The organism is Streptomyces sp. NBC_00442 (genome assembly GCF_036014195.1).
Lineage (GTDB): Bacteria > Actinomycetota > Actinomycetes > Streptomycetales > Streptomycetaceae > Streptomyces.
Genome location: NZ_CP107918.1, coordinates 4,423,751 through 4,449,222 on the forward strand (window position 1 = coordinate 4,423,751; position 25,472 = coordinate 4,449,222).

The following is a 25,472-nucleotide window of genomic DNA, read 5'->3' on the forward strand; positions in this document are numbered from 1 at the left end:
ATGACTTCCACCACGACCAGCAGTACCCCAGAGGCCGCGGCGAGCGCCGCAGCCGACCGCCGCCGGTGGTTCGCCCTGGCCATCGTGATGACCGCGGCCTTCATGGACCTGGTCGACGTCACGATCGTCAACATCGCCATCCCGTCCATCCAGAAGGACACCGGGGCGAGCTTCTCCTCGATCCAGTGGATAACCGCCGGCTACGCGCTCGCGTTCGCCGCGGGCCTGATCACCGGCGGCCGCCTCGGCGACATCCACGGCCGCAAGAAGCTGTTCCTGCTCGGCATCGGCGGCTTCACGCTGGCCTCCGCGCTGTGCGGCTTCGCCGCCAGTCCCGAGATGCTCGTCGCCTCGCGCATCCTTCAGGGCGCGATGGCCGCCATGATGGTGCCGCAGGTCCTCTCGATCGTCCACGCCACCTTCCCCGCGCACGAGCGCGGCAAGGTGTTCGGCCTGTTCGGCGCGGTCGTCGGCCTCGGCGCGGTCGCCGGTCCGCTGCTCGGCGCCCTGCTCACCGAGTGGAACCTCTTCGGCCTCGAATGGCGCCCGATCTTCCTGATCAACCTGCCGGTCGGCGTCGCGGGCCTGATCCTCGGCACCAAGTTCATCCGCGAGTCCAAGGCGCCCCGGGCCCTCAGGCTCGACCTCGTCGGTGTCGTCCTGGTGACGCTCGGCCTGCTCATGCTGCTCTACCCGCTGACCCGCGGCCGCGAGCTCGGCTGGCCGCTGTGGGGCTACCTCTCGATGGCCGGCAGCGTCGTGGTCTTCGCAGGTCTCGTGGCGTACGAGCGGATGAAGGCGGCCCGGGACGGCTCGCCGCTCATCGAGCTGTCGCTGTTCAAGGTGAAGAGCTTCGCCGCGGGCATCGCCGTGCAGGCCACGTTCGGCGTAGCGCTCGGCATCTTCTTCCTGGTGTGGACGCTCTACATGCAGATGGGCCTCGGCTGGAGCGCCCTGCGCGCCGGCCTGACGGGCGTGCCGTTCTCCATCGCGGTCTCGGTGGCGGCCGGCCTGTCGGTGCAGAAGCTCGTCCCCCGCTTCGGCCGCAAGGTCCTCCAGGCGGGCGCCCTCACGATGGCGGCCGGCCTGCTGATCTACATCTGGGAGGCCGGCCACTACGGCCTGGCCATCGCCCCCTGGCAGATGGCGCTCCCGCTGGTCGTGATGGGTCTCGGCATGGGCCTCATCGTCGCCCCGATCACCGACGCGGTGCTCTCGGAGGTCCCCAAGGAACACTCGGGGTCCGCGTCCGGGCTCATCAACACCGTGCAGCAGATGGGCAACGCGCTCGGCCTCGGCCTGGTCTCCGTCGTCTTCTTCGGCTCCATCAACGATGGTCTCGCGCCGCCGCGCCTGAACCAGGCGTTCGTCGACGGGTTCCAGCACTCGCTCTGGTACGTCGCCGGAGTCCTCGCGGTGATCTTCCTGGTGATGTTCGCGCTGCCGGCCCGCCCCAAGCAGCACGTCGAGGGCGCGGTGGAGGAGCCCGAGCCGCTGGACCTGACCAAGGAGGCGCAGCCGGTCGGCTGAAGCCGGGCGAGCCGCCCCCGTCTCGGCGGGGGCGGCTCGCCCGTGTGTCCGCGCCGTGGGAAAGATCACCACGGCCGAAGCCCGTTTGTGCCCGCGGGGTCCACCGATCGACGTACGGAACGAGCTCACGGTCGTAACCTGGCTGAGCAACCACAAGTTCGGGCAGGGAACGGACGTAATCAAACGTGTACGCACCGGAGCGGCAGCAGGAGATCCTACGGATCGCGCGGGAGAGCGGGCGCGTGGACGTGCTCTCGCTCGCCGAGACCTTCCAGGTCACCGCCGAGACCGTACGGCGTGACCTGAAGGCACTCGACCGGGCAGGGCTTGTCCGCCGGGTGCACGGCGGCGCCATCCCGGCCGGGCGGCTCGACTTCGAACCCGACCTCGCCGAGCGGGAGTCCACCGCCGCCGACGAGAAGCACCGCATCGCCCGCGCCGCCCTCGCCGAACTCCCCACCGAAGGCAGCGTCATCCTCGACGCCGGATCGACCATCGCCCGGTTCGCCGCCGAGCTGCCCCTGGAGAGCGGTCTCACCCTCGTCACCCATGCCCTGCCCGTCGCGGCCCGGCTCGCCGACCACCCCGCCATCGACCTCCACCTCGTCGGCGGCCGGATCCGCCACCGCACCCGGGCCGCCGTGGACGCCTGGGCGCTGCGCGCATACGGAGAGATCCGCGCCGACGTCATCTTCCTCGGCGCCAACGGCTTCTGCGCAGCCCACGGCCTCACCACCCCCGACCTCGCCGAGTCCGCCGTCAAGCGCGCCGCGATCGGCGCCGCCCGCCGCGTCGTCCTGCTCGCCGATTCCACCAAGCACGGGCAGGAACACTTCGCCCGCTTCGCGGACATGGCCGACGTGCACGTCCTGATCACCGACCGCGGGCTCGCCCCCGAGGACGTCGCCGTCATCGAGGCCGCCGGCACGTCCGTGGTCACCGTATGAACATCCTGACCGTCACCCCCAACCCCAGCCTCGACCGCACCTATGAGGTCCCGGGCCTGCGCCGGGGTGCGGTGCTGCGCGCCACCGGCGAGCGCGTCGACCCGGGCGGCAAGGGCGTCAACGTCTCGCGCGCCGTCGCCGCCGCCGGGCACCGCACGCTCGCCGTGCTGCCGCTCGGCGGGGCCCCCGGCGCGCTCGTCGCCGAGCTGCTCGCCGCCGAAGGGATCGAGGTCGCCGTCGTGCCCGTGGCCGGGCGCACCCGGTCCAACATCGCGGTCGTCGAACCCGACGGCTCCCTGACGAAGATCAACGCCCCGGGCCCCGAACTGAGCGCGGGGGAAAGCGAGTTGCTGCTCGCCACGGTCCGCGAGCACTCCGCGCGCGCCGACTGGATCGCCTGCTGCGGCAGCCTGCCGCCGGGCCTCGGGCCCCCGTGGTACGCCGACCTCGTCGCCCGCGCCCGCGCGGCCGGAGCCCGGGTCGCCCTCGACACCTCGGGGCCCTGTCTCGTCGCCGCGCTGCGCGAACGCCCCGACGTGGTCAAGCCCAACGCGGAGGAACTCGCCCGCGCCGTCGGCCGCCCGCTCGCCACCGTCGGCGACGCCGTCCAAGCGGCCCAGGACATGCGGGAGTCGGGTGCGGGCGCCGTGCTCGCGAGCCTCGGCGTGGACGGCCAGCTGCTCGTCACCGCGTCGGGCACCTATTTCGCCTGCGCGGCCGTCGACGCCGTACGCAGCACTGTCGGCGCGGGCGACGCCTCGCTCGCCGGGTTCCTCACGGCGGGCGGCGAGGGCCCCCGGGCCCTGGCCGCGGCCGTCGCCCACGGCGCGGCCGCGGTCCGCCTCCCCGGCAGTGTGATGCCCGCCCCGGCCGACCTCGCCCCGGCGTCGGTCACGGTCACGGAAGCCGTCCCCGTGGACCGCCCGCTGCGGGCGCCCGCCTCCTGACCCCTGACCCGGGAAGCTCCCAAGGGGCTTCGGGGCCCTCAGGGGCTTCAGCGCGTCAGACGATTGCCGGGCCCCTCGGGCCCCGGGTAGTCGGGGTCGTCCTCGCCGCTCGGCAGGGGGCGATGCCCCTCCGACCAGTCGTTGGTCCACCCGCACACGCCGCACGCGTAACGCCCGTCGAGCCCCGCCACGCGGGTGCCGCACTTGCGGCAGTCCGCCTCGGTGATCTCCGGAGTGAACACGGGCTCGGGCTCGGGCAGCGGATCCAGTTCCGGCGGCCAGGGACTCATGCCAGGGAGCGTACCGGCAGGTCGGCGGGGCGTCCGAGCGCCGTCGCCCCGGTACCGCCGGTGCCGGGCGTCATCGCCTGTCATGACGTGACATGTACCACTTGGGGACCAAAGTCCCGGCACCCCCTGCCGTAAGGCCCGGCGGTGTTGTCTACTGGGCGCGTGGCTCAGAACATCACGATCATTCAGCAGATAGGCCTCTCCGTCCTCGCTGCGGCGAGTGTCGCCTGGGTCGTCGGACTGGTTCGCGTGCTGCGCCGGGAGCGCGCCGACCGGGCGGAGTGGCGGGCGATGCGCCCGCTGCGGGCGGTGGGCCGGCAGGCCGGGCCGCCCGCCGAGGAAACGGTGGCCCTCACCGAGGCCGAGCGGGCCGCCTTCGTGGGCCTGATGCGTCAGCTGGACCCGCGCCGCTCCTGACCGCAGACGGGCGAGGCGGGTGCGCGTGCCGTCAACTCACGCGTGCACGGCGCTCCATGGCGGTTCTGGCCGCCTGCTCGCTGCCGTACACCTCGCACATGTGACGGCCGTCCGGCGTCGCCGTGTGCTCGACTTCCCACAGGCTCAGCTCGCTGCCGTCGAGCAGCAGGAACGCGTGCTCGTACAGCGTGAACGCCGCGTCGTGGCCGGCCGAGCGGCAGTGGCTGCCGAAGGCCTGGCTGATCCAGTGCGCGTGCGCCGCCCGCAGCCGCAGCGCGGTGCGACGGCCGGGCCGGTCCCGGTTCTCGGCCCGGCGCAGCAACCGCCGCGCGTGGTCGGCGGAGTTGTCGGGTGCGTACGGGTGGAGGAGCCCCGTGCCCGAGGTGGGGCGCCCGTGGCCCGCGAGGGCGTCGGGGCCGAGCCCGGCCTCCCAGCAGTCGTCGAGGCCCTGGAGATCGGCGCATTCGTCGTCCATGCCGGGCGGCGCGTCCGCCGCGAGGTGCTTGCGGCGCAGCCGGGCGGCGGCGATGCGGGCCTCTTCCTCGGCCGAATACACCTCGTGCGTGTAGGCGCGGCCGTCGTGGTGGGCCACCTCCCACAGGGTGACGGTGGTGCCGTCGACGAGCAGGTAGCAGTGCCGGTAGGTCTCGCGGCTCAGGCGGTGGCCTTCCGGGGCCGCCGTCGAGGTGTGCAGGGACGAGTGGAGCGAAGTGGTGTGCGCCATCGCGGAGTCGAGGCGCTCGACGAGCTCGTCCGGCAGGTCGAAGGAGTTCAGGGCCCGCCCGAGCAGTGCGGCCAGCTGTTCCTGGGCCGATTCGTCGCCGGGGCCGCGCTCGCCGTCGAGCGGGTGGGGCACATGGAGCACCAAGGCTTCTCCTGGCCGTCGCTGTTGGTCACGTAGAAGGTGCTCAACGTAGCCCCTGAGGGCCGATCGCGCAGTGGGCATGGCCGAAACTTTTCCGGCCGGCACCCCATGTTTGGGTTACCGGCCGGTGAACTTCCGTCTGTGGAAGGGGAGTTGGTGGAGCGGGTCAGCTGGCGCTGTCCGCCGTCCACTGCGCCCACGACAGGTTCCAGCCGTTGAGGCCGTTGTCCGGGGCGATGGTCTTGTCGGGCGAGCCCTTCACGATGACGACGTCGCCGACGAGGCTGTGGTCGAACATCCACTTGGCCGTGGTGTCACCGGAGGCACCCTTCACGTCCCGCATGCCGACGCAGCCGTGGCTGGTGCCCTCGTTGCCGAACACCGAGGGGTCACCCCAGTAGTTGCCGTGGATGAAGGTGCCGGAGGTGGACAGGCGCATCGCGTGCGGCACGTCCTTGATGTCGTACTCGCCGCCGAAGCCCACGCTGTCGCCGTTCATCCGGGTCTGCGTGAACTTCTCGGAGATCACCATCTGTCCGTTGTACGTGGGGTGCGCGGCGCTGCCGGTGGAGACGGGGATCGTCTTGACGGTCTGGCCGTCCTGCTGGACGGTCATCTTCTGCGTCTTCACGTCGACGGTGGAGACCTGGTTGCGGCCGATGGTGAAGGTGACGTCCTTCTTCTGTACGCCGTAGATGCCCTTGGCGCCCTCGACCTTGTCCAGGTCGATCTTCATCGTCACCTTGGACCCGGCCTTCCAGTACTCCTCGGGCCGGAAGTCCAGGCGCTGGGAGTTGAACCAGTGCCCGACGACCTGCTGGCCGCTGCTGCTGGTGACCGTGATGTGGGAGAGGACGTCCTTCTTGTTGGTGATCGCCTTGTTGAAGGTGAAGGACACCGGCATGCCGACGCCGACCGTGGAGCCGTCGTCGGGGGTGTAGGTGCCGATGAAGCTGTCCTTGGCCGAGACGGTGGTGAACTGCGAGTTCTCCGTCGCGGGCCGGCCCTTGTCGTCCTTGCCGTTCGCCGTGATCTTGTACTGGGTGCCGCGCTCGACCTTGCCGGTCGGCTTCCAGGAGAGCCCGTCGGCGGCGAGCGTGCCGGCCACGGCCTTGCCGCCCTGCGCCTCGGTCATCGTCACGTCGGAGAGCTTGCCGCCGTCCGCCGTGACGGCGACGTCGTTGATGGAGGCGTTGGTGGAGCCGTCCTTCGCCGAGATGGTGATCTTCAGCGTGGAGGCGTCCTTGGCGGCCGCGGCGTCCGAGCCCTTGCCGTTCTTGGCGCCGTCGTCGCTCGCCTTGGCGTCGCCGCCGCAGGCGGTCAGCGCGAGCGCGCCGACGAGCAGGCCGGCCGCACCGGCGATCAGCCGGACACGACGCCGGGCATGCGGACGCGCGGTGCGCGGGGTGCTGAACTGCTGAGGCTGCGCTGCGTTGTCCGACGCCGGCGGTGTCACGGGCTGCTCCATGTCTGCGTGATGTACTGCGAATTGAATCCAGTACGGGCATAGAGCACCCAAATGGGCGCAGCGGTTGCGAGAGCCGAATGTGACGGCGGTCACATTCGCCGGTCTTCGGGCCTCAACTCCCGTACAGATCCCTATAAGAGGGGAATGTCCCCCCGGGACCTTCGCGTCCATCGATGCTCTCGGCCGCGCGCACGCCCCGCACGATCGCACGCGCCACGACGTCCGCCCCCGCGGCCAGCACCTCGTTCAGCTCCTCGGGGCTCAACGGCCCGTTCCCGGGGGAGCCGTGTGCGCCGCTCGCCAGGGCGAACACGGTGTCCCCGTCGTGCATCAGGTGGACGGGACGGATCGCGCGGGCCAGGCCGTCGTGCGAGGTCTCGGCGAGCTTCAGCGCCTGTGGCCGGCTGAGCGGCGCGTCGGTGGCGACGACGGCGAGCGTGGTGTTGAGCGGCGGAAGCCCCATGCGCTCGCGGGAGCGGGCGATCCGCTCCTGCGCCGCCGCGTGCACATCGGCGGCGGGGATGCGCAGGGGTCCCGCCCCGTACTCCCCGTACAGCACCCCGGTGTGCGGATCGACCGGCGAGCCGACGGCGTTGACCACGGCGAGCGCCGCGACCGTGGCCCCCGAGGCGAGCCGGACGCTCGCGGTGCCGACCCCGCCCTTGACCCCGCCGACCACGGCGCCGGTCCCGGCCCCCACGTTCCCCTCGGCGACCTCGGTCCCGGCCGCCTCCGCCGCGGCCCGCCCCACCGAGGCATCGGGCCGTGCCCGCCACGCACCACCCCGCCCCAGATCGAACACGCAGGCCGCGGGCACGACCGGCACGACCTGGTGCGGCTCGGGCCCCACCCGCACCCCGCGCCCCTGCTCCTCAAGCCAGGCCATGACCCCGCCGGCCGCGTCGAGCCCGAACGCGCTGCCGCCGGTCAGGACGACGGCGTCGATGCGCTCGACGACGTTCTTCGGATCGAGCGCGTCGGTCTCGCGCGTGCCGGGCCCGCCCCCGCGCACCGCGACGCCGGCGACCGCGCCGCCGGGCGGAGCGAGCACGACGGTGGTCCCGCTCAGCGCGCCGGGCCCGGGTACGGCCGCGTGCCCGACCCGGAACCCGGGCACGTCGGTGAGGGAGTTGGTGGTCGCGGGGGGCATGGCGGTCATGGGGGTCATGCCTACCACGCCCGGCCGATCCCGGGTGTGCCCCGCTGGACCGTGAGCCCGGCTAGCCCTTCAGCCCCGCGACGAAGGCCGCCCAGGCGGCGGGAGTGGTGGTCAGGGTGGGGCTTTGTTCCATGGAGAACTTCGAGTCACGCACTGGAACCACGGCAGCAAGGTTCAGGGCTACCTCGACGCATTGTCCTTCGGTATTGCTGCGCGTCGACTTGCGGAAGTCGGCCCCGGCCAAGTCGTGTTGCGGGTGTGTTTTGCTCATCTCGATCATGTCCTCCTGTGCGAGTCGAAGCAGGGCGACCGACTCACGGGGCGTGAGAGCGTGCGCTTGGAGGTGATCGTAGATCAGTCCATAGCGGGCCACGGCTGGTGCTTCCTCGAAGAGTTGACCACTGGAGGAACCTTCCAGATAAGCGACGTTGGCCCTTTCCGGAAGCGCAAGGACCGTGAGCGCGCCGCCCAGGGCGGGGTGTGCGCCGATCGCTTCAGGAAGTACCTGAAGGTTCACGGCCGGGTGCTCGGACATGGTGACCATGTGTCCCAACTGAGCCGCCATGACGAGGGGGCCACCGACGGGACGACGGAGCAGAGACTCCTCGACGATGAACCACAGTGCGGGTGGCTGTGTTCTGTTGATGATCTCCTGACGCCTCAGGCGTGCTGCAAGCTGAATGTCGATGGCGTCGGCATGCCCTATACGGCCCAGTCGCCCCATGGTCAACAGCTCTCGGGCGTAGGCCTCGGTCTGCAGTAGCCCGGGTACGGCCATCGGTTGGTACTCGCTGATGCTCACGGCCCGACCCTCGAACCCGATGAACAGGGCGAGCCAGTCCGGAATGGCGGGCGGGTTGTCCACCAGGATCATCAGGCGTTCCAGGATCCCGTCCGTCCCCAGCGCCGCATCGAGGTCCTTGGCGTTGTCGAGCGTCGCCGGAATCGTGGCGTTCTCGATCTGCCCGATCCGGGACACGGCCATGTGCGCCTTGTCCGCCAGCTTGGCCTGCGGCCAGCCCAGGGCACGGCGCAGCCGGAGGACTTCCTGCCCCAGAAACCACGCTGGGGAGAGTTCTGGCTCCGGTCGTGGGTTCGTCACGGGGCCATCACTCCTCTCTAATTCGTGCTCTTAGAGCCCTGACCACTCCCAACCTAGCGACCTGGCAGGCAAGTTGAGCGTTGCCAGGGAAATCCGCCCCGAACGAGGGGCGGAGCGCAGCACGGAGGTAAGCGATATGAAGCGTGGACGGTATGCGGTCGACGTGGACACGGGGCGGGTCGGGGAAATCGTCAGCCGGCACGCCGGGTCGGTGTTTCTGCGGCCCCCCGGTGGCGGCCGGGAATGGGCCGTCGCACCGCACCGCCTTCGTCCGCCCACCGAACCCGAACTCCGGCGCGCCGAGATGTACGGCACCCCCGTCGGCGGTGAGCGCTGATGTGGGCCGTACAGCCCTCGGCGAGCCTGGACGCGTGGCTGTACTGGGCCGAACCCGTCGACGGATGCGACGGCTGCGCACGAGCCATACGACGACTCGCCGAGGCGGAGAAGGCGGGCGATCAGACGGAGCGGTACGAGGCGTCCCGCGAGGTGCGGGCACACCCTCGTCACCCGGGGGAGCCGGGGCAGGGGCTCTGACCGTGGGGCGCTCCAGCCGCCTGGTGCGGCTGCGGCTGCGGGGGCGCCGCAGCCGCGGGCACGGTGAGTCCCGGCCGCGTGTCAGAGCGGCTTGATGCGGGCCTTGAGCAGGCAGAACTCGTTGCCCTCGGGGTCGGCAAGGACGTGCCACGACGTGTCCTCGGTCTGGCCGATGTCGGCCGGGCGGGCACCGAGCTTCAGGAGGCGTTCGAGCTCGGCGTCCTGGTCGCGGTCGGTGGGGTTGACGTCGATGTGCAGCCGGGACTTGCCCGGCTCCGGCTCGTCCCGGACGCTGAAGAAGATCGTGGGCTGCGGACCGCCGAACCCTTCCGGCGTGCCGATCTCCACGCAGCCCTCCGTGCGGTCCACCACGACGTAGTCCAGGACCTCGCACCAGAACCGCGCCAGCAGTTCGGGGTCGCGGCAACCGAGCACGAGCTCACCGATACGACATGCCATGAAGGATCCTGCTCTCAGTCGGCGGGCCCGCGGCCGTGCGCACGCCTCTTGGGGCTTCCGGCAGCGAAGACAACTCCGCGACCGTACCGGAGGAGGCGCGCGCGGAAAAGATCCTTTTCTCGTGCACGGGCTCCGGCTACGGCACGTTCCAGGCGGAGATGACCGGCTGGTCGTCCTCCGTGGTGAGGAAGCTGAGCGTGCCCGGGTGGGGGTGGCCCAGGAGGCGGCTCTCGGGCGGGGGCAGGCCGAGCCAGCGCACGGTCAGGATGCGGGCCAGGTGGCCGTGGGCGACGACGGCCACGTCGCCCTCGCTCAGGAGCGGACGGATGCGGGACAGGGCCGCGTCGGTGCGGGCTGCCACCTGGTCGAGCTGCTCACCGGGGTGGTCGGCGTCGCCCGGGATCACACCGTCGCGCCAGAGGTCCCAGCCCGGACGCGTCGCGCGGATCTGCTCCGCGGACAGGCCCTCGTAGCCGCCGTAGTCCCACTCCACCAGGTCGGGGTCGGGCTTGGCGTCGGTGAGGCCGGCCAGCTCGGCGGTCCGCAGGGCGCGGCTCAGCGGACTGCTGAACACGGCCACCAGGCGACGGCCGGCCAGCCTCGGAGCGAGGGCACGGGCCGCCGCCTCGCCCGCCGCGGTCAGGGGGACGTCGGTCCGGCCCGCATGCTGGCCTGTCAGGCTCCACTCGGTCTGACCATGGCGGATCACTATGAGTTCACCCATGGGCGCGCAGGTTGGCCGAGCTCGGGTTTCGCACTCAAGGGCATCGATCAGGAAGGGAGTTGGGCTCATTGGGCATCGTCATCGTCATCGTCATCGTCATCGGTGTCGGTGTCGGTGTCGGTGTCGGTGTCCGTGTCCGTGCCGGCTTCGGCGTCACGACGTGGTCGTGGCCTCGGGGCGCAGACGGTTCAGGGTCCAGCCGATCGCCACCGTCAGCGCGGCCACCACCCCGGCCAGCGGTACCGCCGTGTGGCCCGCGAACGTGCAGGCGACGATCGCCAACGCCGCTACGGGCAGCACCAGTTGCTGCGCTCTGCCCCGCTTGAAGTGGCGGGAGTGGAGGAGCCATACCGTCAGGAGGAACAGCGCGGCCGGGACCGTCACCGCCGATGCCGCCGCGTTCGCCGAGATGGGGGCCTTGCCGACGGTCTGCTCGATCGCCACCTCCATGCCCGCGCCGATCGCCGCCGCCGACGCGAGCACCACGTAATGACCGTAACCCCACACGAAGGCCTGCCGGTTGGAGGTCAGGTGGTCGTGGATGGGTGCCGCGAAATAGATCCACCACGCGGCGAACACGATGAGCAGCCCGCCTGCGGCGAGCGGCAGCAGATCGCCGAGTTCGTCGTGTTCGTCGAGGGCTTCCTGGACGGCGATGGTCGCCGCCGACACCGTCTCGCCGAGCACGATCAGCGTGAACAGGCCGTACCGCTCGGCGATGTGGTGCGGATGCCAGGTGGTGGTGTGCACATGCTCGGCGACCATCGGTACGGACAGCTCGGCGAGGGCGAGCAGCGGGAAGAACCAGGTGCGGGCCGAGTCGGGCACGAACAGCATGACGACCCAGCCCACTTGGCACACCACGAGCCCGGCCGCGTACCGCAGGCACATCGCGCGCTCGGCCCGGTCCTGGCAGGACATGGCGGCGCGCAGCCACTGGCTGGTCAGGGCGAGTCGCATCACGATGTAGCCGATCACGGCGATCGTGAAGTCACCGCTGTCGAAGGCGCGGGGCACGCCCGCCGCCAGGATCAGCACGCCGGTGATCTGTACGAGGGTCACGACCCGGTACAGGGCGTCGTCGGTGTCGTACGCGGAGGCGAACCACGTGAAGTTCATCCACGCCCACCAGATCGCGAAGAAGACCGCCGCGTAACCGGCGATACCCGTGCCCACGTGGCCCTCCGCGAGGGCGTGGACGAGCCGGGCTCCGGCCTGGGCTACGGCGACGACGAAACACAGGTCGAAGAACAGCTCTAGCGGGGTCGAGGCGCGATGGCCCTCGTGGCGGCTGCGTGCGGTCATGCGTGGCATGCGCACAGCACACCAGACGGGGTGGGGGGCTGGGCGGCCAACACCTCCGGCCGCACTGATTCGTACCGGTTCAGCACAAGGCGTGCGAGCAGGGAGTGATCGGCGATCGGGGCCGGTACGGCGTGCCGCCGGGTGCCGCCGGCCCGGCAGCGGTTGGCTGTGCGAGTCCGGCTGACCGGCGACGCGGACACCGACCGTACGGCGATGCCCGCGGCGGCCGAGCCCGGCGGTGCCCCAACTGTGGGCGCAGGCCGTTCACGCGGAGTGCCAGCCGGATTCATCCAGTCCCCCCATTGACCCCGGCAACGGCTCACGGTTGGCTGCTGACCCCGGCAGCGGCTCACGCTGGGCCGCCGCTGCTCGAACGTCAACTCACGCTCCAGCAAGGGGACTTACATGCGCCACTTAAGACGAACGGCCGTCGCCGCGGCTGTCCTGGGGACCTGCGCGGTGCTGGTTCTGCCGACGGCCGCCGCGGCGGACGGGCAGCGCGTGCGCACCGAGCGGGTGAGTGTCGCCGCCGACGGTACGGAGGCCAACGGCGAGTCGGGGGAGGGGGTGATCAGCGGTGACGGCCGCTTCGTCGTCTTCGGCTCACAGGCCGACAACCTGATTCCCGGCGACGCCTCGAAGGGCGGCCCCTTCGTGAAGGAGCTGCGCACCGGCAGGGTCGATCGGATCAACGTGGCCCTCGACGGAACACCGGCCAACGGCTTCGTCTCGGACGCTGCGATCAGCGCCAACGGCCGGTACGTCGTCTTCAGCTCGGACGCCACGAACCTCGTCCCCGGCGGCAACCCCACCGGCAGTACCGAGGTGTACGTACGCGATCGCTGGACGGGGCGCACCGACCTCCTCATCAGGGACCGGCCGCAGGAGCGCGTGGAGGACGGTGAGCCATCGATCAGCGCGGACGGCAGGTTCGTCGCCTTCGTCTCCTCGCGCACCGACCTGGTGACCGGAGACACCAACGCGGCACAAGACGTGTTCGTGAAGGACCGGTGGCGGGGTACCGTCAAACGCGTCAGCGTCGCCTCCGACGGAACGCAGGCGGACGAGTACTCCATCTCCCCGGTGATCAGTGCCGACGGCAGCCGGGTCGGGTTCAAGAGCAGGGCGTCCAACCTCACCCCCCAAGCGGGCACCGACGAGGATGCGCTGGCGCGGCCGCGGGCCCGCGTGTTCTACGCGCACGACCTGCGGACCGGCCGCACCCAGCTGGCCGCGCACACCCGCACCGGCTCGCAGCTGGCGGTCCTCACGGACATCGGCTTGAGTCCCGACGGGCGCTATGCGTTGTTCATGAGCACCAACAGCGACATCGTCCCCGGCGACACCAACGGCACCGCGGACGCCTTCGCCACGGATCTGTGCACGGGCGCGACCCGGCGACTGAGCATGGCGGCCGACGGCGCCCAGCCCAACGACATCTCCTATGGCCACGTGGCCATGAGCGCCGACAACCGGCGGGCGTTCTTCACTTCGGCCGCCTCCAACCTGGTGCCGGGCGACACCAACGGCGTCGAGGACCTCTTCGTACGCGATCTGCGTACGGGCGCGGTGGATCGCGTCAACGTCGCGTCAGGCGGGACGCAGGCCGGCGAGTTCACCCTGAGTTTCAGCGTCGATCTGGCCGGGCGCACGGCGGTGTTCGACAGCACGGCGAACAATCTCGTACCCAACGACGGCAACGGGGTGAGCGACGTCTTCCTGCGCCACCTGCGGTGAGTCGAGCGGTTCCGGCGAGGCGAAGGCGGCGTCGCACGGCCGGCCCCGGGCTGGGGCAGCGCGGCAGCACACCTTCAAGAGATGCGGAGAACTGCGCGAGCAGCCACGCACGGCCCGCACCCGAAAGTGGACCCCGCGGGGTGCGGGAACCGCGCGAGCTTGTGAGGGGCGCGGGGTTCCCTCGCCCACGGGGGAGGTTCCCCCGCCCTCGGGGGAGGTTCCCCCGCCCTCGGGGGAGGTTCCCCCGCCCTCGGGGGAGGTTCCCCCGGCGGGCAGGGGGAGCGCAGAGTGGGGGCATGACCGCACCCGCGCAAACGCTCCGCGACCTCGCTCGCACCCGCGCCTCCCTCGACGGCGAGGAGGTGGCCTACTGGTGGTCCGGCGACGTGTACTCCTGGGCGCCCGACGAGCCCTACCAGCGGCTCTTCGGGTTCGAGGGGGTCAACGTCGCCCGCCTCGTGCAGGACGAGGAGGCCGGCCCGGACGCGTATCAGCTGCTCACCCGCGAGGCCGCCTTCTATCTCGACCCCGGTACTCGCGAGATCCTGGAGACCTGGCAGGACCTGCCCGTCCTGCACATCTGGAACGACCCGGCCAACCAGCGCTGGCGCCCCTTCCCCGTGCCCACGACCGAGCTCGGCGGGCAGGTCTGCTTCAGCCTGGAGATCCCGCTCGCCTACCCCTCGCCGCTGCCCGTCGCCCAGTACCCCCTCCACTCGGCCGGCGACACCTACAAGGCCCTGGAGCTGTTCCAGTTCTTTGCCGACCGCGCCGACCTCGCGGGCGATGCGCCCAGCGTTCCGGCCACCATGTCCTGGACCCGGATGTCGCCGTGGCTGCCCTGGATGGCGCGCGGCCAGCGCCCCGGCGGCCTCACCTACCACTGCCGGGGCCGCAAGCTCGGCTCGTACGACGAGGTGCCCGAGCGCACCCGGTCGTACATCGCCGATCACCACCCCGAGTACGCACACGCCCCGGAGAAGTGGGGCGAACCGAACGAGACCAGCTGGACCTACTTCCGCAAGCTCAACCCCCCGGAGTAGACGCGGGGGCGGCTCGGGCCGGGTGGGGCCGGTGGGGTCGTACGGCAGGCCGCGGCAGGTCCTAGGGCCGCCCGCGCTGGTGGCGTTCGCCTCTCACCCCGGGGACGTGCGAGACGCAACCTGGATATGTCAGGACTCGTCTCAACCCCCTGGGAAGCACCATGAGTTCCGCACTCCAGCCGTCCGCCCGGCCCGACACCGGCCCCGTCGCCGCCGACGTCTCCTACGATCCGGAGAACTACCGTCCCGGCCGCACCATCACCGAGTGGGAGCCGGAGAACGAGGTCTTCTGGCGCACGGTCGGCCGGAAGGTTGCCACCCGGAACCTGTGGATCGCCGTTCCCGCCCTCCTCGTCGCCTTCGTGGTCTGGCAGGTCTGGTCCGTCACCGCGACCAACCTCAAGGACGTCGGCTTCACCTTCTCCACCTCGCAGCTGTTCTGGCTCACCGCCATCCCCGGCCTCACCGGCGGCACCGCCCGCATCCTCTACACCTTCCTCGGCCCGATGATCGGCCAGCGCCGCTTTACCGCGCTGTCGACGGTGATCCTCATCGTGCCGCTGATCTGGCTCGGCATCGCCATCCAGAACACCTCGACCCCGTACGGCGTCATGGTGATCATCGCCGCGCTGTGCGGCATCGGCGGCGCCAACTTCGCCTCATCGCTCGCCAACATCGGCTTCTTCTTCCCGAAGAAGGAGAAGGGCAACGCCACCGGCATCAACGGCGGCCTCGGCAACCTCGGCGTCTCCGTCGTCCAGCTGCTGACACCCATCGTCATCACCTTTTCGACGATTGCCATCGGTTCGGCCCAGCACAAGAAGGACGGCACCCCGGTCTACCTGCAGAACGCCGCGTTCCTGTGGGTCCCGGTCCTCATCGTGCTCGCCCTGATCGCCTGGTTCGGCCAGAACGACCTGAAGGTCGCCTCCACCCCCTTCAGCCGCCAGAAGGTCATCTTCCAGCGCAAGCACAACTGGCTGATGACCTGGCTGTACGTCGGCACCTTCGGCTCCTTCATCGGCTTCGCCGCCGCCCTGCCGCTGCTGATCAAGACGACCTTCCCGGCGTACTCCGTCGCCACCTACGCCTGGATGGGCCCGGCGCTCGGCGCGCTGGCCCGGTGGGCCGGCGGCTGGATCGCCGACAAGCTCGGCGGCGCGAAAGTCACCATCATCTCGTTCGTCGGCATGGCGCTCGCGATCATCGGTGTCATCAACTTCCTTCCCACCGGCGGTGGTTCGGGCAACTTCTACGGCTTCTTCGGCTGCTTCCTCGCCGCGTTCTTCTTCTCCGGCGTCGGCAACGGCTCGACCTTCCGGCAGATCCCGGTGATCTTCCGCAACCAGCACCTGAAGGGCCTGACCGAGGGCACCCCCGAGTACGCCAAGGCGCTGAAGCAGGCCGAGATGGAGGCGGGCGCCGTCACCGGCTTCACCTCCGCGATCGCCGCGTACGGCTTCTTCTTCATCCCGGCGATGTTCGCCAACTTCGCGGTGACCAGTGCGATGTGGGGCTTCGTGGGCTTCTACGCCAGCTGCATCGTCGTCGCCTGGTGGTTCTACGCCCGCAAGGGCGCGGAGGCGCCCAGCTAGGCCACGGCATCCCCGGGAGGGGTGACCGCTCCGGACAGGGCCCGCGCACGGGGTGCGCGGGCCCTGTCGCTGGTCGGGCTCGGGGTGCGCGGGCCCTGTCGCTGGTCGGGGCCGCCTGTCTGGACCGAAATTCTCGTGAATGTATTCACAAGCGAACTAGGGACCAAAGTCCTTCGCGAATGTGCAGGTCAGATTGGTTGTCAAGAAAAGGGGGCCGGAAATGACGGGGCCTTCGGCCCGTATCTGGTGACCTCTGCCGCCGCAATTGATCGATCAAAAGGAGTGCAATGGAGGCAGCCGGAGAGCCACCGCGAGAGCGCCGCTCAACGGCACGCGAAGTACCACGCAACGGCGATTCGGAAGGGTGCCCGCCATGACCGCGACCCCCGCAGAGGCGACGAAGAACCGCGAAGCCTGGGACGGCTTCAAGGGCGGACTGTGGCGCGACGCCATCGACGTCCGCGACTTCGTCCAGCGCAACTACACCCCCTACGAGGGCGACGCAGGCTTCCTCGCGGGTCCCACCCCGCGCACCGCCGCCCTGTGGAACAAGCTCCTGTCGATGTTCCCCCAGGAGATCGAGCAGGGCATCCACGACGTGGACGTGACGACCCCGTCCCGCATCGACGCCTTCAAGCCCGGCTACATCGACGGCACCCCCGCCGACCACAGCGACCTCATCGTCGGCCTCCAGACCGACGCACCGCTCAAGCGCTCCATCATGCCCAACGGTGGCTGGCGCATGGTCGAGAACGCCCTCAACGCCTACGGCTACGAGGCCGACCCCGGCGTCCGCGACGTCTACACCCACCTCCGTAAGACCCACAACGAGGGCGTCTTCGACGCGTACACCCCCGAGATCCGGGCCTGCCGCTCCTCCGGCATCATCACCGGCCTCCCCGACGCCTACGGGCGCGGCCGCATCATCGGGGACTACCGCCGCGTCGCCCTCTACGGCGTCGACCGGCTCATCGCCGCCAAGGAGGCCGACAGGGCCCGCCTCGGCGAGGACTGGGCCACCGAGACGGTCATCCGCGACCGTGAGGAAGTCTCCGAGCAGATCAAGGCGCTGAACGAACTCAAGGCCATGGCGCTGTCGTACGGCTACGACATCTCCGGCCCCGCCACCACCGGCCGCGAAGCCGTCCAGTGGCTGTACTTCGCCTACCTCGCCGCCGTGAAGGAGCAGAACGGCGCCGCGATGTCGATCGGCCGCATCGACAACTTCCTCGACATCTACCTCCAGCGCGACCTCGGGGCCGGCCTCATCACCGAGGAGCAGGCGCAGGAGTTCATCGACGACTTCGTCATCAAGCTGCGCATCGTGCGCTTCCTGCGCACCCCCGAATACAACACGCTGTACTCCGGCGACCCGACGTGGGTCACCTGGTCCATGGCCGGCATCGGCGAGGACGGCCGCCCCCTCGTCTCGCGCACCACCTTCCGCGCCCTCCAGACCCTCTACAACCTCGGGCCGGCGCCGGAGCCGAACCTCACCGTCTTCTGGGACCGCGAACTGCCCGCAGGATTCCGGGACTTCGCCTCCCGGGTCGCCATCGACACCTCGGCCATCCAGTTCGAGTCGGACGCCCTGATGCGCCCCAAGTACGGCGACGACACGGCGATCGCCTGCTGTGTCTCGGCCATGGCGGTCGGCAAGCAGATGCAGTTCTTCGGAGCCCGCGTCAACCTCGCCAAGGCCCTGCTGTACGCGATCAACGGCGGCCGCGACGAGAAGAGCGGCAAGCTCGTCGTCGAGGGCTTCACGCCCATCGAGGGCGAGTACCTCGACTACGAGAGCGTCGCCCGGCAGTACGACGCGATGCTGGACTGGCTGGCCAAGACGTACGTCCACGCCCTCAACGTCATCCACTACATGCACGACAAGTACGCCTACGAGCGCATCGAGATGGCCCTCCACGACCAGGACATCCTGCGCACCATGGCCTTCGGCGTCGCGGGCCTCTCGGTCGCCGCCGACTCGCTGTCCGCCATCAAGCACGCCAAGGTCAAGGTCGTACGCGACGAGACCGGCCTCGCCGTCGACTACACGATCGAGGGCGACTACCCGGCCTACGGCAACAACGACGACCGTGCCGACGAGATCGCCACCCGGATCGTGCACGACTTCATGGAGAAGGTGCGCAAGCACCCCACCTACCGGGGCGCCGTCCACACCCAGTCCGTGCTGACCATCACCTCCAACGTCGTCTACGGCCAGAAGACCGGCAACACCCCCGACGGCCGCCGCGCCGGCATGCCGTTCGCCCCGGGCGCCAACCCGATGAACGGCCGCGACGAGCACGGCTACATCGCCTCCGCCCTGTCCGTCGCCAAGCTGCCCTACGACGACGCCGAGGACGGCATCTCGCTCACCAACACCATCACCCCCGACGCGCTCGGCCGCACGCCCCAGGAGCGGATCGACAACCTGTCCGGCGTGCTCGACGGCTTCATGGCGAACGACGGGTTCCACATGAACGTCAACGTCCTGGACAAGGCCACCCTCGAGGACGCCATGCGGCACCCGGAGCACTACCCCCAGCTGACCATCCGGGTCTCGGGCTACGCGGTGAACTTCGTCCGCCTCAGCCGCGAGCAGCAGCTGGACGTGATCAACCGGACGTTCCACGAGGGGCTGTGACATGGCCGTCCTGCTCGGCCCCGAAATCCCCGTCGGCCGGCCGGCCCGTGCCGACGGGGGCGAGGGCGCCAGTACGCCGGCCGGGGCGGCCACTCGTCGGCCGATCGTCGGCTCGGTGCACTCCTGGGACCTGTCGACCGGTGTCGACGGGCCCGGCACCCGCTTCGTCACCTTCCTCTCGGGCTGCCCGCTGACCTGCCTGTACTGCCACAACCCCGACACCTGGCGGATGCGCGACGGCAGGCGCACCACCGCCGACGACGTGGTCGCCGAGGCCGCCAAGTACACGACGTTCATTCGGGCGGCGGGCGGTGGCGCCACCGTCAGCGGCGGCGAACCGCTGCTCCAGCCCGTCTTCGCCGGAGAGCTGCTCCACCGCTACAAGCACGACCTCGGTCTGCACACCGCCCTCGACACCTCCGGCTTCCTCGGCGCCCGCGCCACCGACGCCCTGTTGCGCGATGTCGACCTGGTGCTGCTCGACATCAAGTCGTGGGACCGCGACACGTACAAGAAGGTCACGGGCCGCCCGCTGCGGCCGACCCTGGACTTCGCCCACCGGCTCGCGGACCTGGGCAAGGAGGTCCACATCCGCTTCGTCCTGGTGCCGGACCTGACCGACGACCCCGCCAACATCGAAGGCATCGCCTCGTACGCCGCCTCCCTCGGCAACGTCTCCCGCGTGGACGTCCTCCCCTTCCACAAACTGGGCGAGAGCAAGTGGCAGGCCCGCGAAATGAACTTCACCCTCCACACCACACCGTCGCCGACGCCGGACGCGGTGGCGGCGGCACGCGCGGTCTTCACGTCGTACGGGCTGTACGCGGTCTGACGAGGCGCCCTGACGAGGCGGTCGGGCGACGCGCCCTGGCGGGGGCGGTCTGGCGGGGCGGTCTGGCCACGCCGCTCCCGGCCCCGGTGGGACGTCCACCGGGGTTCCGGTCGATGGTGGGTCCGCGTTCCGCGGGCGACTCACCCTGTTGATCCCTAAAACGAGTGGTTCAGACCGGAACATCCCTAACGTGAAGGCGTGACCGAGCCACCCGCACCCCCCGCAGCAGCGCCGGACGCGTCCTCGCCGGACGTCGTGTCTCCGCCGGGGCCCGCCCCGGCGCACGCGCCCGCCCGAGGTTCCGTGACGTCGCGCGCGACCCTGGCCGGCACGGTCGTCTCCGTGCTGCTCATCCTGGCCATCGTGTTCGGCAGCCGGCTGCTCAAGGACTTCGACTCCGCACTCCTTCCGTACGCGGTCGCCACCGTGTTCCTGGCCTTCGGTGTGGCCTACCGCTACACCGTGTGGATCTCCTCTCCAGGCGCGCGCCGCCTCTTCAAGCAGGGCTGGCGCAGCCTGTTCTCGGCCGCCAACTTCCGCAAGGCACCCACAGCCCTGCCGAAGATGATCGCCACCTATCTGGGGTTCCAGAAGTTCCTCGGCGCCCGCTCGCACGCCCGCTGGGCCGCCCACCAGCTGATCTTCTGGGGCTGCATCCTGGCTGCCGCGATCACGTTCCCGCTGACCTGGGGGTGGTTCACCTTCACCGGTGACTCCGGTGCCGGGCCCGGCTACGAGATGCGGATCTGGGGGTTCAAGGTCCTCGGGTTCGATTCGCTGAGTGTCGCCGGCTGGCTGATGTTCCACGGCCTGGACATCGCCGCCGTCCTGGTCATCCCCGGCGCCTCGTACTTCCTGTGGCGCCGGATGAAGGACCGCGGCGCCATCACGGGACAGCGCTTCGGCTATGACCTGGTCCCGCTGATCGCACTGATCGTCATCTCCGTGACGGGGCTCCTCCTGACCTTCTCGTCGATCTTCCTGCACGGCGGCGGATACGAGTTCCTCGCGGTCCTGCACATGGTCGCGGTGGTGTTCACGCTCATCTACATCCCGTTCGGGAAGTTCTTCCACATCGTGCAGCGGCCGGCCGCGGTCGGCATGCAGCTCTTCAAGTACACCTCCCGCCAGGACGAACAGGTCTTCCCGTGCAAGCGCTGCGGCGAGCCCGTCGACACCGCCCCGTACGTCGAGAACCTGCGCGGCACCATGCGCGACTTGAAGCTCGACTTCGACGCCTGGGCCGAATACTGCCCGCGCTGCAAGCGGGTCCTGCGCGGCACCGCCTACCTCAGCCACGTCAAGAAGGGCTTCAAGTGAGCAGCCCCATTCCGCTGGACCCTTCGATCGCCCCGCCCGGCACCCGCAACTTCCGGGACGCCGGCGGCATCCCGGCCGACCAGTGGCACGCCGACCAGAACGGCGAGACCCTCGTGCCCACCCACTGCTGCTTCTGCGGGGTGCAGTGCGGCATGTATCTGCGCGTCGACCGCGCGGGCAAGGTGTTCGGGGTCGAGCCGCGCAACCACGACATCAACCGGATGCGCCTGTGCCCCAAGGGCATCAACGCCTACCAGCAGGTCAACCACCCTGACCGGCTGACCGCGCCGCTGATGCGCCGCTCCCGCGACGAGCCCTTCCGCGAGGTGTCCTGGGACGAGGCACTCGACTTCACCGTCGCCGAGATCCACCGCATCCAGGGCGCCCACGGCAACGACGCGTTCGGGCTGCTCGGCGGGGCGAGCCTGTTCTCGGAGAAGACGTACCTGGTCGGCAAGTTCGGCCGGGTCGCGCTCAAGACGCGACACGTCGACTACAACGGCCGGCTCTGCATGGTCTCCGCGGCCGGCGCCAACAAGCTCGCCTTCGGCATCGACCGCGCGGGCAACCCGTTCTCCGACATCCTGCTCACCGACTGCCTCCTGATCGCCGGGTCCAACGTGGGGGAGTGCTTCCCCGTGATGACCCAGTACCTGTGGGGCGCCCGGGACCGCGGCGCCTCGCTGATCGTGATCGACCCGCGCGAGACGGCCATCGCGCGAACCGCCGACATCCACGTCGCCCTCAAGCCCGGCACGGACGCCGCCTTCTTCAACGCCGTACTGAACGTCGTCATCCAGGAGAACCTCGTCGACAAGGAGTTCCTCGCCGAGCACACCACCGGCTGGGACGAGGTGCGCGCCGCCGTCGCGGACTGCACGCCCGAGTGGGCCGGTGACATCTGCGGGATCCCGGCCTCCCAGGTCGTCCAGGTCGCCCGTGCCTTCGCCGGCGCCGACCGGGCCATGGCCTGGCACGCGCGCGGGATCGAGCACCATTCGCAGGGCGTCGAGAACTGCCTGACCGTCATCAATCTGTGCACGGCCACCGGCAACCTCGGCAAGCCCGGCGCCGGTTACGGCACCATCACCGGCCAGGGCAACGGACAGGGCGGACGCGAGCACGGGCAGAAGTCCGACCTGCTGCCCGGCGGACGCTCCATCTCCAACCCGGAGCACCGGCGCCAGATCTGTGAGATCTGGGGCATCGAGGAGACCGAACTCCCGCCCGCCGGAACCTCGATGATGGAAATGGTCTGGCAGATGCAGCGCCAGGAGATCCGCGGTCTGATCGGCATCTGCAACAACCCGTTCGTGTCCCTGCCCAACTACGCGACGGTCAAGGACGGTTACGACACCCTTGAGTTCCATGCCCAATTCGACTTCTTCCTTTCCGAGACCGCGGCCAACGCGCACGTCGTCTTCCCCGTGACCACCTGGGCCGAGGACGAGGGCGTGATGGCCAACGCCGAGGCGCGGGTGGTCAAGCACAACAAGGCGCAGGAACCACCCGCCGGGGTGCGCACCGACACCTGGGTGATGTGCCGGCTCGCCGAGCGCCTGGGCGTGGGCGACAAGTTCAGCTATCCGGGCTCGCGCGAGGTGTTCGAGGAGCTGCGCATCGCGTCGGCCGGAACCGTCAACGACTACTACGGCATCACCTACGAGCGTCTGGAGGAGACCGGCGGTATCGCCTGGCCCTGCCCCTCCACCGACCATCCCGGCACGCCCCGCCTGTTCGAGGGCGGCAAGACCGCGCACCCGGACGGCAAGGTCCATATGCAGGTCGTCGAGTGGCACCCGCCGATGGACCCGTACGACGAGGACCATCCGATGTCGCTCACCACGGGCCGTACCGTGGCCCACTTCCTGTCCGGTAACCAGACCCGCCGGCTCGGCGCGCTCGTCGAGCAGACGCCGCGGCCCTGGGTGGAGGTCCACCCCTCGCACGGCTTCCGCAACGGCGACCCGGTGCGGGTGGTGACCCGGCGCGGCAGTGAGGTCTTCCCCGCCCTGGTCACCGAGGCCATCCGCCCCGACACCGTGTTCATCCCGTACCACTGGCCCGTCCCCACGGCCGCCAACGCGCTCACCATCGACGCCCTCGACCCCCGTTCGAAGATCCCCGAGTACAAGGTGTGCGCCTGCCGCATCGAGGCCGCCGACCGGATCGACGAGGTGCCGGCGCCGCCGACCGCGCCGGGCCACACGGCGTATCCGGCGACCCAGGTCTCGCGCACCGACCCCCTGCCCCCCACGTCCCCGCAGGGCCGTGGCACCGCGGAGAGGAGCTGACGCCCGCCATGATGGGCAGAACGATCTTCATCGACCCGGGGCGCTGCATCGGCTGCCAGGCCTGTGTGTCCGCCTGCCGCGAGTGCGATTCGCACCGCGGCAAGTCCATGATCCATCTCGACTATCCCGACGAGGGTCATTCCGTCGCCTCCCTCCCGACCGTCTGCATGCACTGCGAGGACCCGGTCGCGCCGTGCGCCGAGGTGTGTCCCGCCGACGCGATCCTGGTGACCGCGGACGGTGTGGTGCAGCAGGCCGACACCACCCGCTGCATCGGCTGCGCCAACTGCGTCAACGCCTGCCCCTTCGGCGTGCCGAAGATCGACCTCCAGGCGAAGCTGCAGATGAAGTGCAACCTCTGCTACGACCGCACCGCCTACGGCCTCGCCCCCATGTGTGCCACGGTCTGCCCCACCGGCGCGCTGTTCTACGGGACCGTCGAGGAGCTGCGCGCCGAGCGCCCCGGGGTCCAGGTGGCCGACTCCTTCACGTTCGGCGATGTCGTCGTCTCCACCGGCGTAGCCATGGTCGTGCCCGCCGACAAGGTCCAGTGGCCGGTGCCCGGCGGCCTCCCGATCGTCGAGGTCAACGGGAAGGACGTCAGCCGATGAGCGTCACCGACCAGTCGCCGGCCGCGCCCGACCCCGCCGCGGACCCCGCCCAGGCCGCCCTCCGCGACCGCATCGCCGCCGATTCCCTCACCACCCGTCGTGATTACCTCCGCATCGTGGCCACCGTCTCCGGCGGCCTCGCGGTGGGCGGCCTCGCCGTGGCCGGGGGAGTGCTGCACCGGCACGGAGACGGCGACGGCCCGCCCGACGCCAAGCGCGTGGCCCCCGTGCTCGCCCCCGGCGAGTCCGTCGCCTTCCGCTTCCCCGGCGAGGACGACCGCGCTGTTGCCGTCCGCCTCAAGGACGGCACCCTCGTCGGCTACTCCGCGGTCTGCACGCACCTGGCCTGCGGGGTGCTGTGGCGCGAGGACCGGGGCGCCGACGGCGAGCTGTACTGCCCGTGCCACGAAGGGGTCTTCGACGCCCGCACCGGAGAGGTCACCGCGGGGCCGCCGCCGCGTCCGCTGCCCAAGGTGGCCCTCGTGGAGGAGGCCGACGGCAGTGTCTGGGCGGTGGCCACGGCCCGCTCCGGTGAGAGCACCAAGGACGCCATGTGCCGCGAGTTCGCCGGCACGCGTCCCGATCTGGCCGGCCGCATGGGCTGCCCCGCCGCCGGCGCCGGGGCGGCCGAGAGGAGCGAGCGGACATGAGCCCCGACGACGAGGCCCGCCCCGGGCCCGAGGACCATGCGCACTCCGGGCCCGACGACCTGCCCGGCCGTCACCGGCCCGCCCCCGGCGATCCGCCCGACCCGCACGGGCACGGCGGCTTCGGCGGTGCACCGGGCCCCGACGGCCTGCCGGGGCCCGGCGGCCACACCGGCCCCGGGCGGGCGGGGCGGCCGGGTGGGCACCCGGGTTCCGGGCCGGCAGAGCCCGGCGGGTACTCCGCTTCCGGGAATGCCGGGCCTGGCGGGCACTCCGGTTCCGCGGGGCGCGCGGGACCCGGCGAGGACCTCGCGGGTCCTCCGCGGCCCGCGTACACCCCCGGCTCCGCCCAGCCCCGGCTCAACCGGCCGGTCCACGAGCGCTATCCGCAGATCCGCCCGACCAGCGGCTACGGGGACCCCCGGACCCGGCACACCGGGCCGGGGCCGGGCGCGGGCAGCGAGCAGGAGCCGGAGCGATCCTCGAAGCTGACGGCCCGGCTCGTGCTGGCGATGACCGTGGTCATCGGCCAGCTGTGGGGGCTGACGGTGGTGGTCAACGAGTGGATGCGGGGCAACACCGGCACCGCCTGGTGGGGCGCGGGGTTCCTGTGTCTGTCGTTCCTGGTGGTCCTCGGCCTGTGGGCACTCGACCCCAAGGACCGTTGAGCGGGGGCTGCCCGACGGGGCGGCCGGCGCCGCGGCCCGCCGTACCCTGGAGGCATGAGCACCGCCCCCGCCCCCGGACCGCGTGACCGGGATTCAGCGCCCGAGGAGCCGTCCGAACCGAAGCCGAAGCCGAGGCTCGTGTTCGACGATCCGCTGGACCAGCAGTCGTCGGACGACACGGACTGCGGGTGGGGCGAGCGGCCGGCGTCCGCGAACAGCGCCGCCGACCTGGCCCGGTTCCTCGACGAGAAGCCGCCCCACCACATCTGAGCCGTCGGGGCCGGCGCCCTCCGGTCCGTGTCGGCCGGCCTCGTCCGAGCCGGATGGGCCC

At 70.7% G+C, this 25,472-nt stretch carries 24 protein-coding genes and 1 pseudogene; 17 read left to right on the forward strand and 8 right to left on the reverse strand.

All coding sequences use genetic code 11. The features are described from left to right. From OG432_RS19880 to pfkB, 3 genes are all read left to right on the forward strand, one after another. Entirely contained in the window at positions 1 to 1,530 is a 1,530-nt protein-coding gene (locus OG432_RS19880) for an MFS transporter (RefSeq protein ID WP_328312303.1), read from the forward strand. Between the two features lie 185 nt (positions 1,531 to 1,715). Beyond that, on the forward strand, positions 1,716 to 2,477 hold the full coding sequence (locus OG432_RS19885) for a DeoR/GlpR family DNA-binding transcription regulator (RefSeq protein WP_328312304.1): 762 nt from the start codon (positions 1,716 to 1,718) through the stop codon (positions 2,475 to 2,477). Beyond that, positions 2,474 to 3,424, forward strand: coding sequence for a 1-phosphofructokinase (pfkB, locus tag OG432_RS19890; RefSeq protein WP_328312305.1), 951 nt, complete (start codon positions 2,474 to 2,476; stop codon positions 3,422 to 3,424). Before OG432_RS19885 ends, pfkB begins: the two co-directional genes overlap by 4 nt. Before the next feature lie 47 nt (positions 3,425 to 3,471). Here the strand turns inward: pfkB and OG432_RS19895 are convergent, their stop codons facing one another. Next, positions 3,472 to 3,714: a hypothetical protein gene (locus tag OG432_RS19895; protein ID WP_328312306.1), complete on the reverse strand. Its 243-nt coding sequence runs from the start codon at positions 3,712 to 3,714 to the stop codon at positions 3,472 to 3,474. Between the two features lie 162 nt (positions 3,715 to 3,876). Between OG432_RS19895 and OG432_RS19900 the strand changes: the two genes are divergently transcribed. After that, positions 3,877 to 4,131: a hypothetical protein gene (locus OG432_RS19900; protein WP_328312307.1), complete on the forward strand. Its 255-nt coding sequence runs from the start codon at positions 3,877 to 3,879 to the stop codon at positions 4,129 to 4,131. A 31-nt stretch (positions 4,132 to 4,162) separates the two neighbouring features. Here the strand turns inward: OG432_RS19900 and OG432_RS19905 are convergent, their stop codons facing one another. The 4 genes from OG432_RS19905 to OG432_RS19920 form a co-directional block, all read right to left on the reverse strand. Next, on the reverse strand, positions 4,163 to 4,996 hold the full coding sequence (locus OG432_RS19905) for a DUF6227 family protein (RefSeq protein ID WP_443058417.1): 834 nt from the start codon (positions 4,994 to 4,996) through the stop codon (positions 4,163 to 4,165). A 166-nt stretch (positions 4,997 to 5,162) separates the two neighbouring features. Then, positions 5,163 to 6,464, reverse strand: coding sequence for a L,D-transpeptidase (locus OG432_RS19910; protein WP_328312308.1), 1,302 nt, complete (start codon positions 6,462 to 6,464; stop codon positions 5,163 to 5,165). Between the two features lie 112 nt (positions 6,465 to 6,576). Then, positions 6,577 to 7,632, reverse strand: a complete 1,056-nt coding sequence (locus OG432_RS19915) for a P1 family peptidase (protein WP_443058418.1) — start codon at positions 7,630 to 7,632, stop codon at positions 6,577 to 6,579. Between the two features lie 52 nt (positions 7,633 to 7,684). Then, the gene (locus OG432_RS19920) at positions 7,685 to 8,725 is read right to left on the reverse strand and encodes a helix-turn-helix domain-containing protein (protein ID WP_328312310.1); all 1,041 of its coding nucleotides are present in this window, start codon (positions 8,723 to 8,725) and stop codon (positions 7,685 to 7,687) included. A gap of 136 nt (positions 8,726 to 8,861) precedes the next feature. Here OG432_RS19920 and OG432_RS19925 point away from each other — a divergent pair, with 136 nt between their 5' ends. Continuing rightward, the gene (locus OG432_RS19925; RefSeq protein WP_328312311.1) at positions 8,862 to 9,062 is read left to right on the forward strand and encodes a hypothetical protein; all 201 of its coding nucleotides are present in this window, start codon (positions 8,862 to 8,864) and stop codon (positions 9,060 to 9,062) included. Further along, positions 9,062 to 9,262, forward strand: a complete 201-nt coding sequence (locus tag OG432_RS19930) for a hypothetical protein (RefSeq protein ID WP_328312312.1) — start codon at positions 9,062 to 9,064, stop codon at positions 9,260 to 9,262. The genes OG432_RS19925 and OG432_RS19930 overlap by 1 nt, the downstream gene beginning before the upstream one ends. A gap of 81 nt (positions 9,263 to 9,343) precedes the next feature. On the opposite strand, the gene OG432_RS19935 is transcribed toward OG432_RS19930, so the two are convergent. The 3 genes from OG432_RS19935 to OG432_RS19945 all read right to left on the reverse strand — a co-directional run bounded on the left by OG432_RS19935 (position 9,344) and on the right by OG432_RS19945 (position 11,759). Continuing rightward, positions 9,344 to 9,721 (reverse strand): VOC family protein, encoded by a 378-nt coding sequence (locus tag OG432_RS19935; RefSeq protein ID WP_328312313.1) that lies wholly within the window; start codon positions 9,719 to 9,721, stop codon positions 9,344 to 9,346. 136 nt (positions 9,722 to 9,857) lie between these two features. Next, on the reverse strand, positions 9,858 to 10,445 hold the full coding sequence (locus OG432_RS19940) for a histidine phosphatase family protein (RefSeq protein WP_328312314.1): 588 nt from the start codon (positions 10,443 to 10,445) through the stop codon (positions 9,858 to 9,860). Between the two features lie 153 nt (positions 10,446 to 10,598). Beyond that, the gene (locus tag OG432_RS19945; protein WP_328312315.1) at positions 10,599 to 11,759 is read right to left on the reverse strand and encodes a low temperature requirement protein A; all 1,161 of its coding nucleotides are present in this window, start codon (positions 11,757 to 11,759) and stop codon (positions 10,599 to 10,601) included. A 450-nt stretch (positions 11,760 to 12,209) separates the two neighbouring features. On the opposite strand from OG432_RS19945, the gene OG432_RS19950 reads away from it, so the two are divergent. The 11 genes and pseudogenes from OG432_RS19950 to OG432_RS20000 all read left to right on the forward strand — a co-directional run bounded on the left by OG432_RS19950 (position 12,210) and on the right by OG432_RS20000 (position 25,411). Beyond that, complete coding sequence (locus OG432_RS19950; RefSeq protein WP_328312316.1) at positions 12,210 to 13,487, forward strand: hypothetical protein; 1,278 nt, start codon at positions 12,210 to 12,212, stop codon at positions 13,485 to 13,487. Positions 13,488 to 13,783: 296 nt separating this feature from the next. Then, positions 13,784 to 14,530 (forward strand): DUF1838 family protein, encoded by a 747-nt coding sequence (locus tag OG432_RS19955; RefSeq protein WP_328312317.1) that lies wholly within the window; start codon positions 13,784 to 13,786, stop codon positions 14,528 to 14,530. A 161-nt stretch (positions 14,531 to 14,691) separates the two neighbouring features. Further along, positions 14,692 to 16,125: an MFS transporter gene (locus tag OG432_RS19960; RefSeq protein WP_328312318.1), complete on the forward strand. Its 1,434-nt coding sequence runs from the start codon at positions 14,692 to 14,694 to the stop codon at positions 16,123 to 16,125. A gap of 373 nt (positions 16,126 to 16,498) precedes the next feature. Continuing rightward, positions 16,499 to 18,769: a formate C-acetyltransferase gene (gene pflB / locus OG432_RS19965; RefSeq protein WP_328312319.1), complete on the forward strand. Its 2,271-nt coding sequence runs from the start codon at positions 16,499 to 16,501 to the stop codon at positions 18,767 to 18,769. A gap of 1 nt (position 18,770) precedes the next feature. Then, the gene (gene pflA, locus OG432_RS19970; protein ID WP_328312320.1) at positions 18,771 to 19,601 is read left to right on the forward strand and encodes a pyruvate formate-lyase-activating protein; all 831 of its coding nucleotides are present in this window, start codon (positions 18,771 to 18,773) and stop codon (positions 19,599 to 19,601) included. Between the two features lie 198 nt (positions 19,602 to 19,799). Continuing rightward, positions 19,800 to 20,921 (forward strand): MFS transporter, encoded by a 1,122-nt coding sequence (locus OG432_RS19975; RefSeq protein ID WP_443058419.1) that lies wholly within the window; start codon positions 19,800 to 19,802, stop codon positions 20,919 to 20,921. Then, a complete protein-coding gene (locus tag OG432_RS19980; RefSeq protein WP_328312321.1) occupies positions 20,918 to 23,215 on the forward strand; it encodes a molybdopterin oxidoreductase family protein in 2,298 nt (765 codons plus the stop codon). Before OG432_RS19975 ends, OG432_RS19980 begins: the two co-directional genes overlap by 4 nt. A gap of 8 nt (positions 23,216 to 23,223) precedes the next feature. Beyond that, positions 23,224 to 23,826 carry a 4Fe-4S dicluster domain-containing protein gene (locus tag OG432_RS19985; protein WP_328312322.1) on the forward strand — a complete coding sequence of 201 codons (603 nt, stop codon included), beginning with the start codon at positions 23,224 to 23,226 and terminating at the stop codon, positions 23,824 to 23,826. Further along, entirely contained in the window at positions 23,823 to 24,476 is a 654-nt protein-coding gene (locus tag OG432_RS19990) for a Rieske (2Fe-2S) protein (protein ID WP_328312323.1), read from the forward strand. Before OG432_RS19985 ends, OG432_RS19990 begins: the two co-directional genes overlap by 4 nt. 314 nt (positions 24,477 to 24,790) lie before the next feature. Further along, positions 24,791 to 25,141 (forward strand): annotated as a pseudogene (locus OG432_RS19995) (hypothetical protein); the annotation flags it as partial. Positions 25,142 to 25,195: 54 nt separating this feature from the next. Then, positions 25,196 to 25,411 carry a hypothetical protein gene (locus OG432_RS20000; RefSeq protein ID WP_328312324.1) on the forward strand — a complete coding sequence of 72 codons (216 nt, stop codon included), beginning with the start codon at positions 25,196 to 25,198 and terminating at the stop codon, positions 25,409 to 25,411. Positions 25,412 to 25,472: the final 61 nt, after the last annotated feature.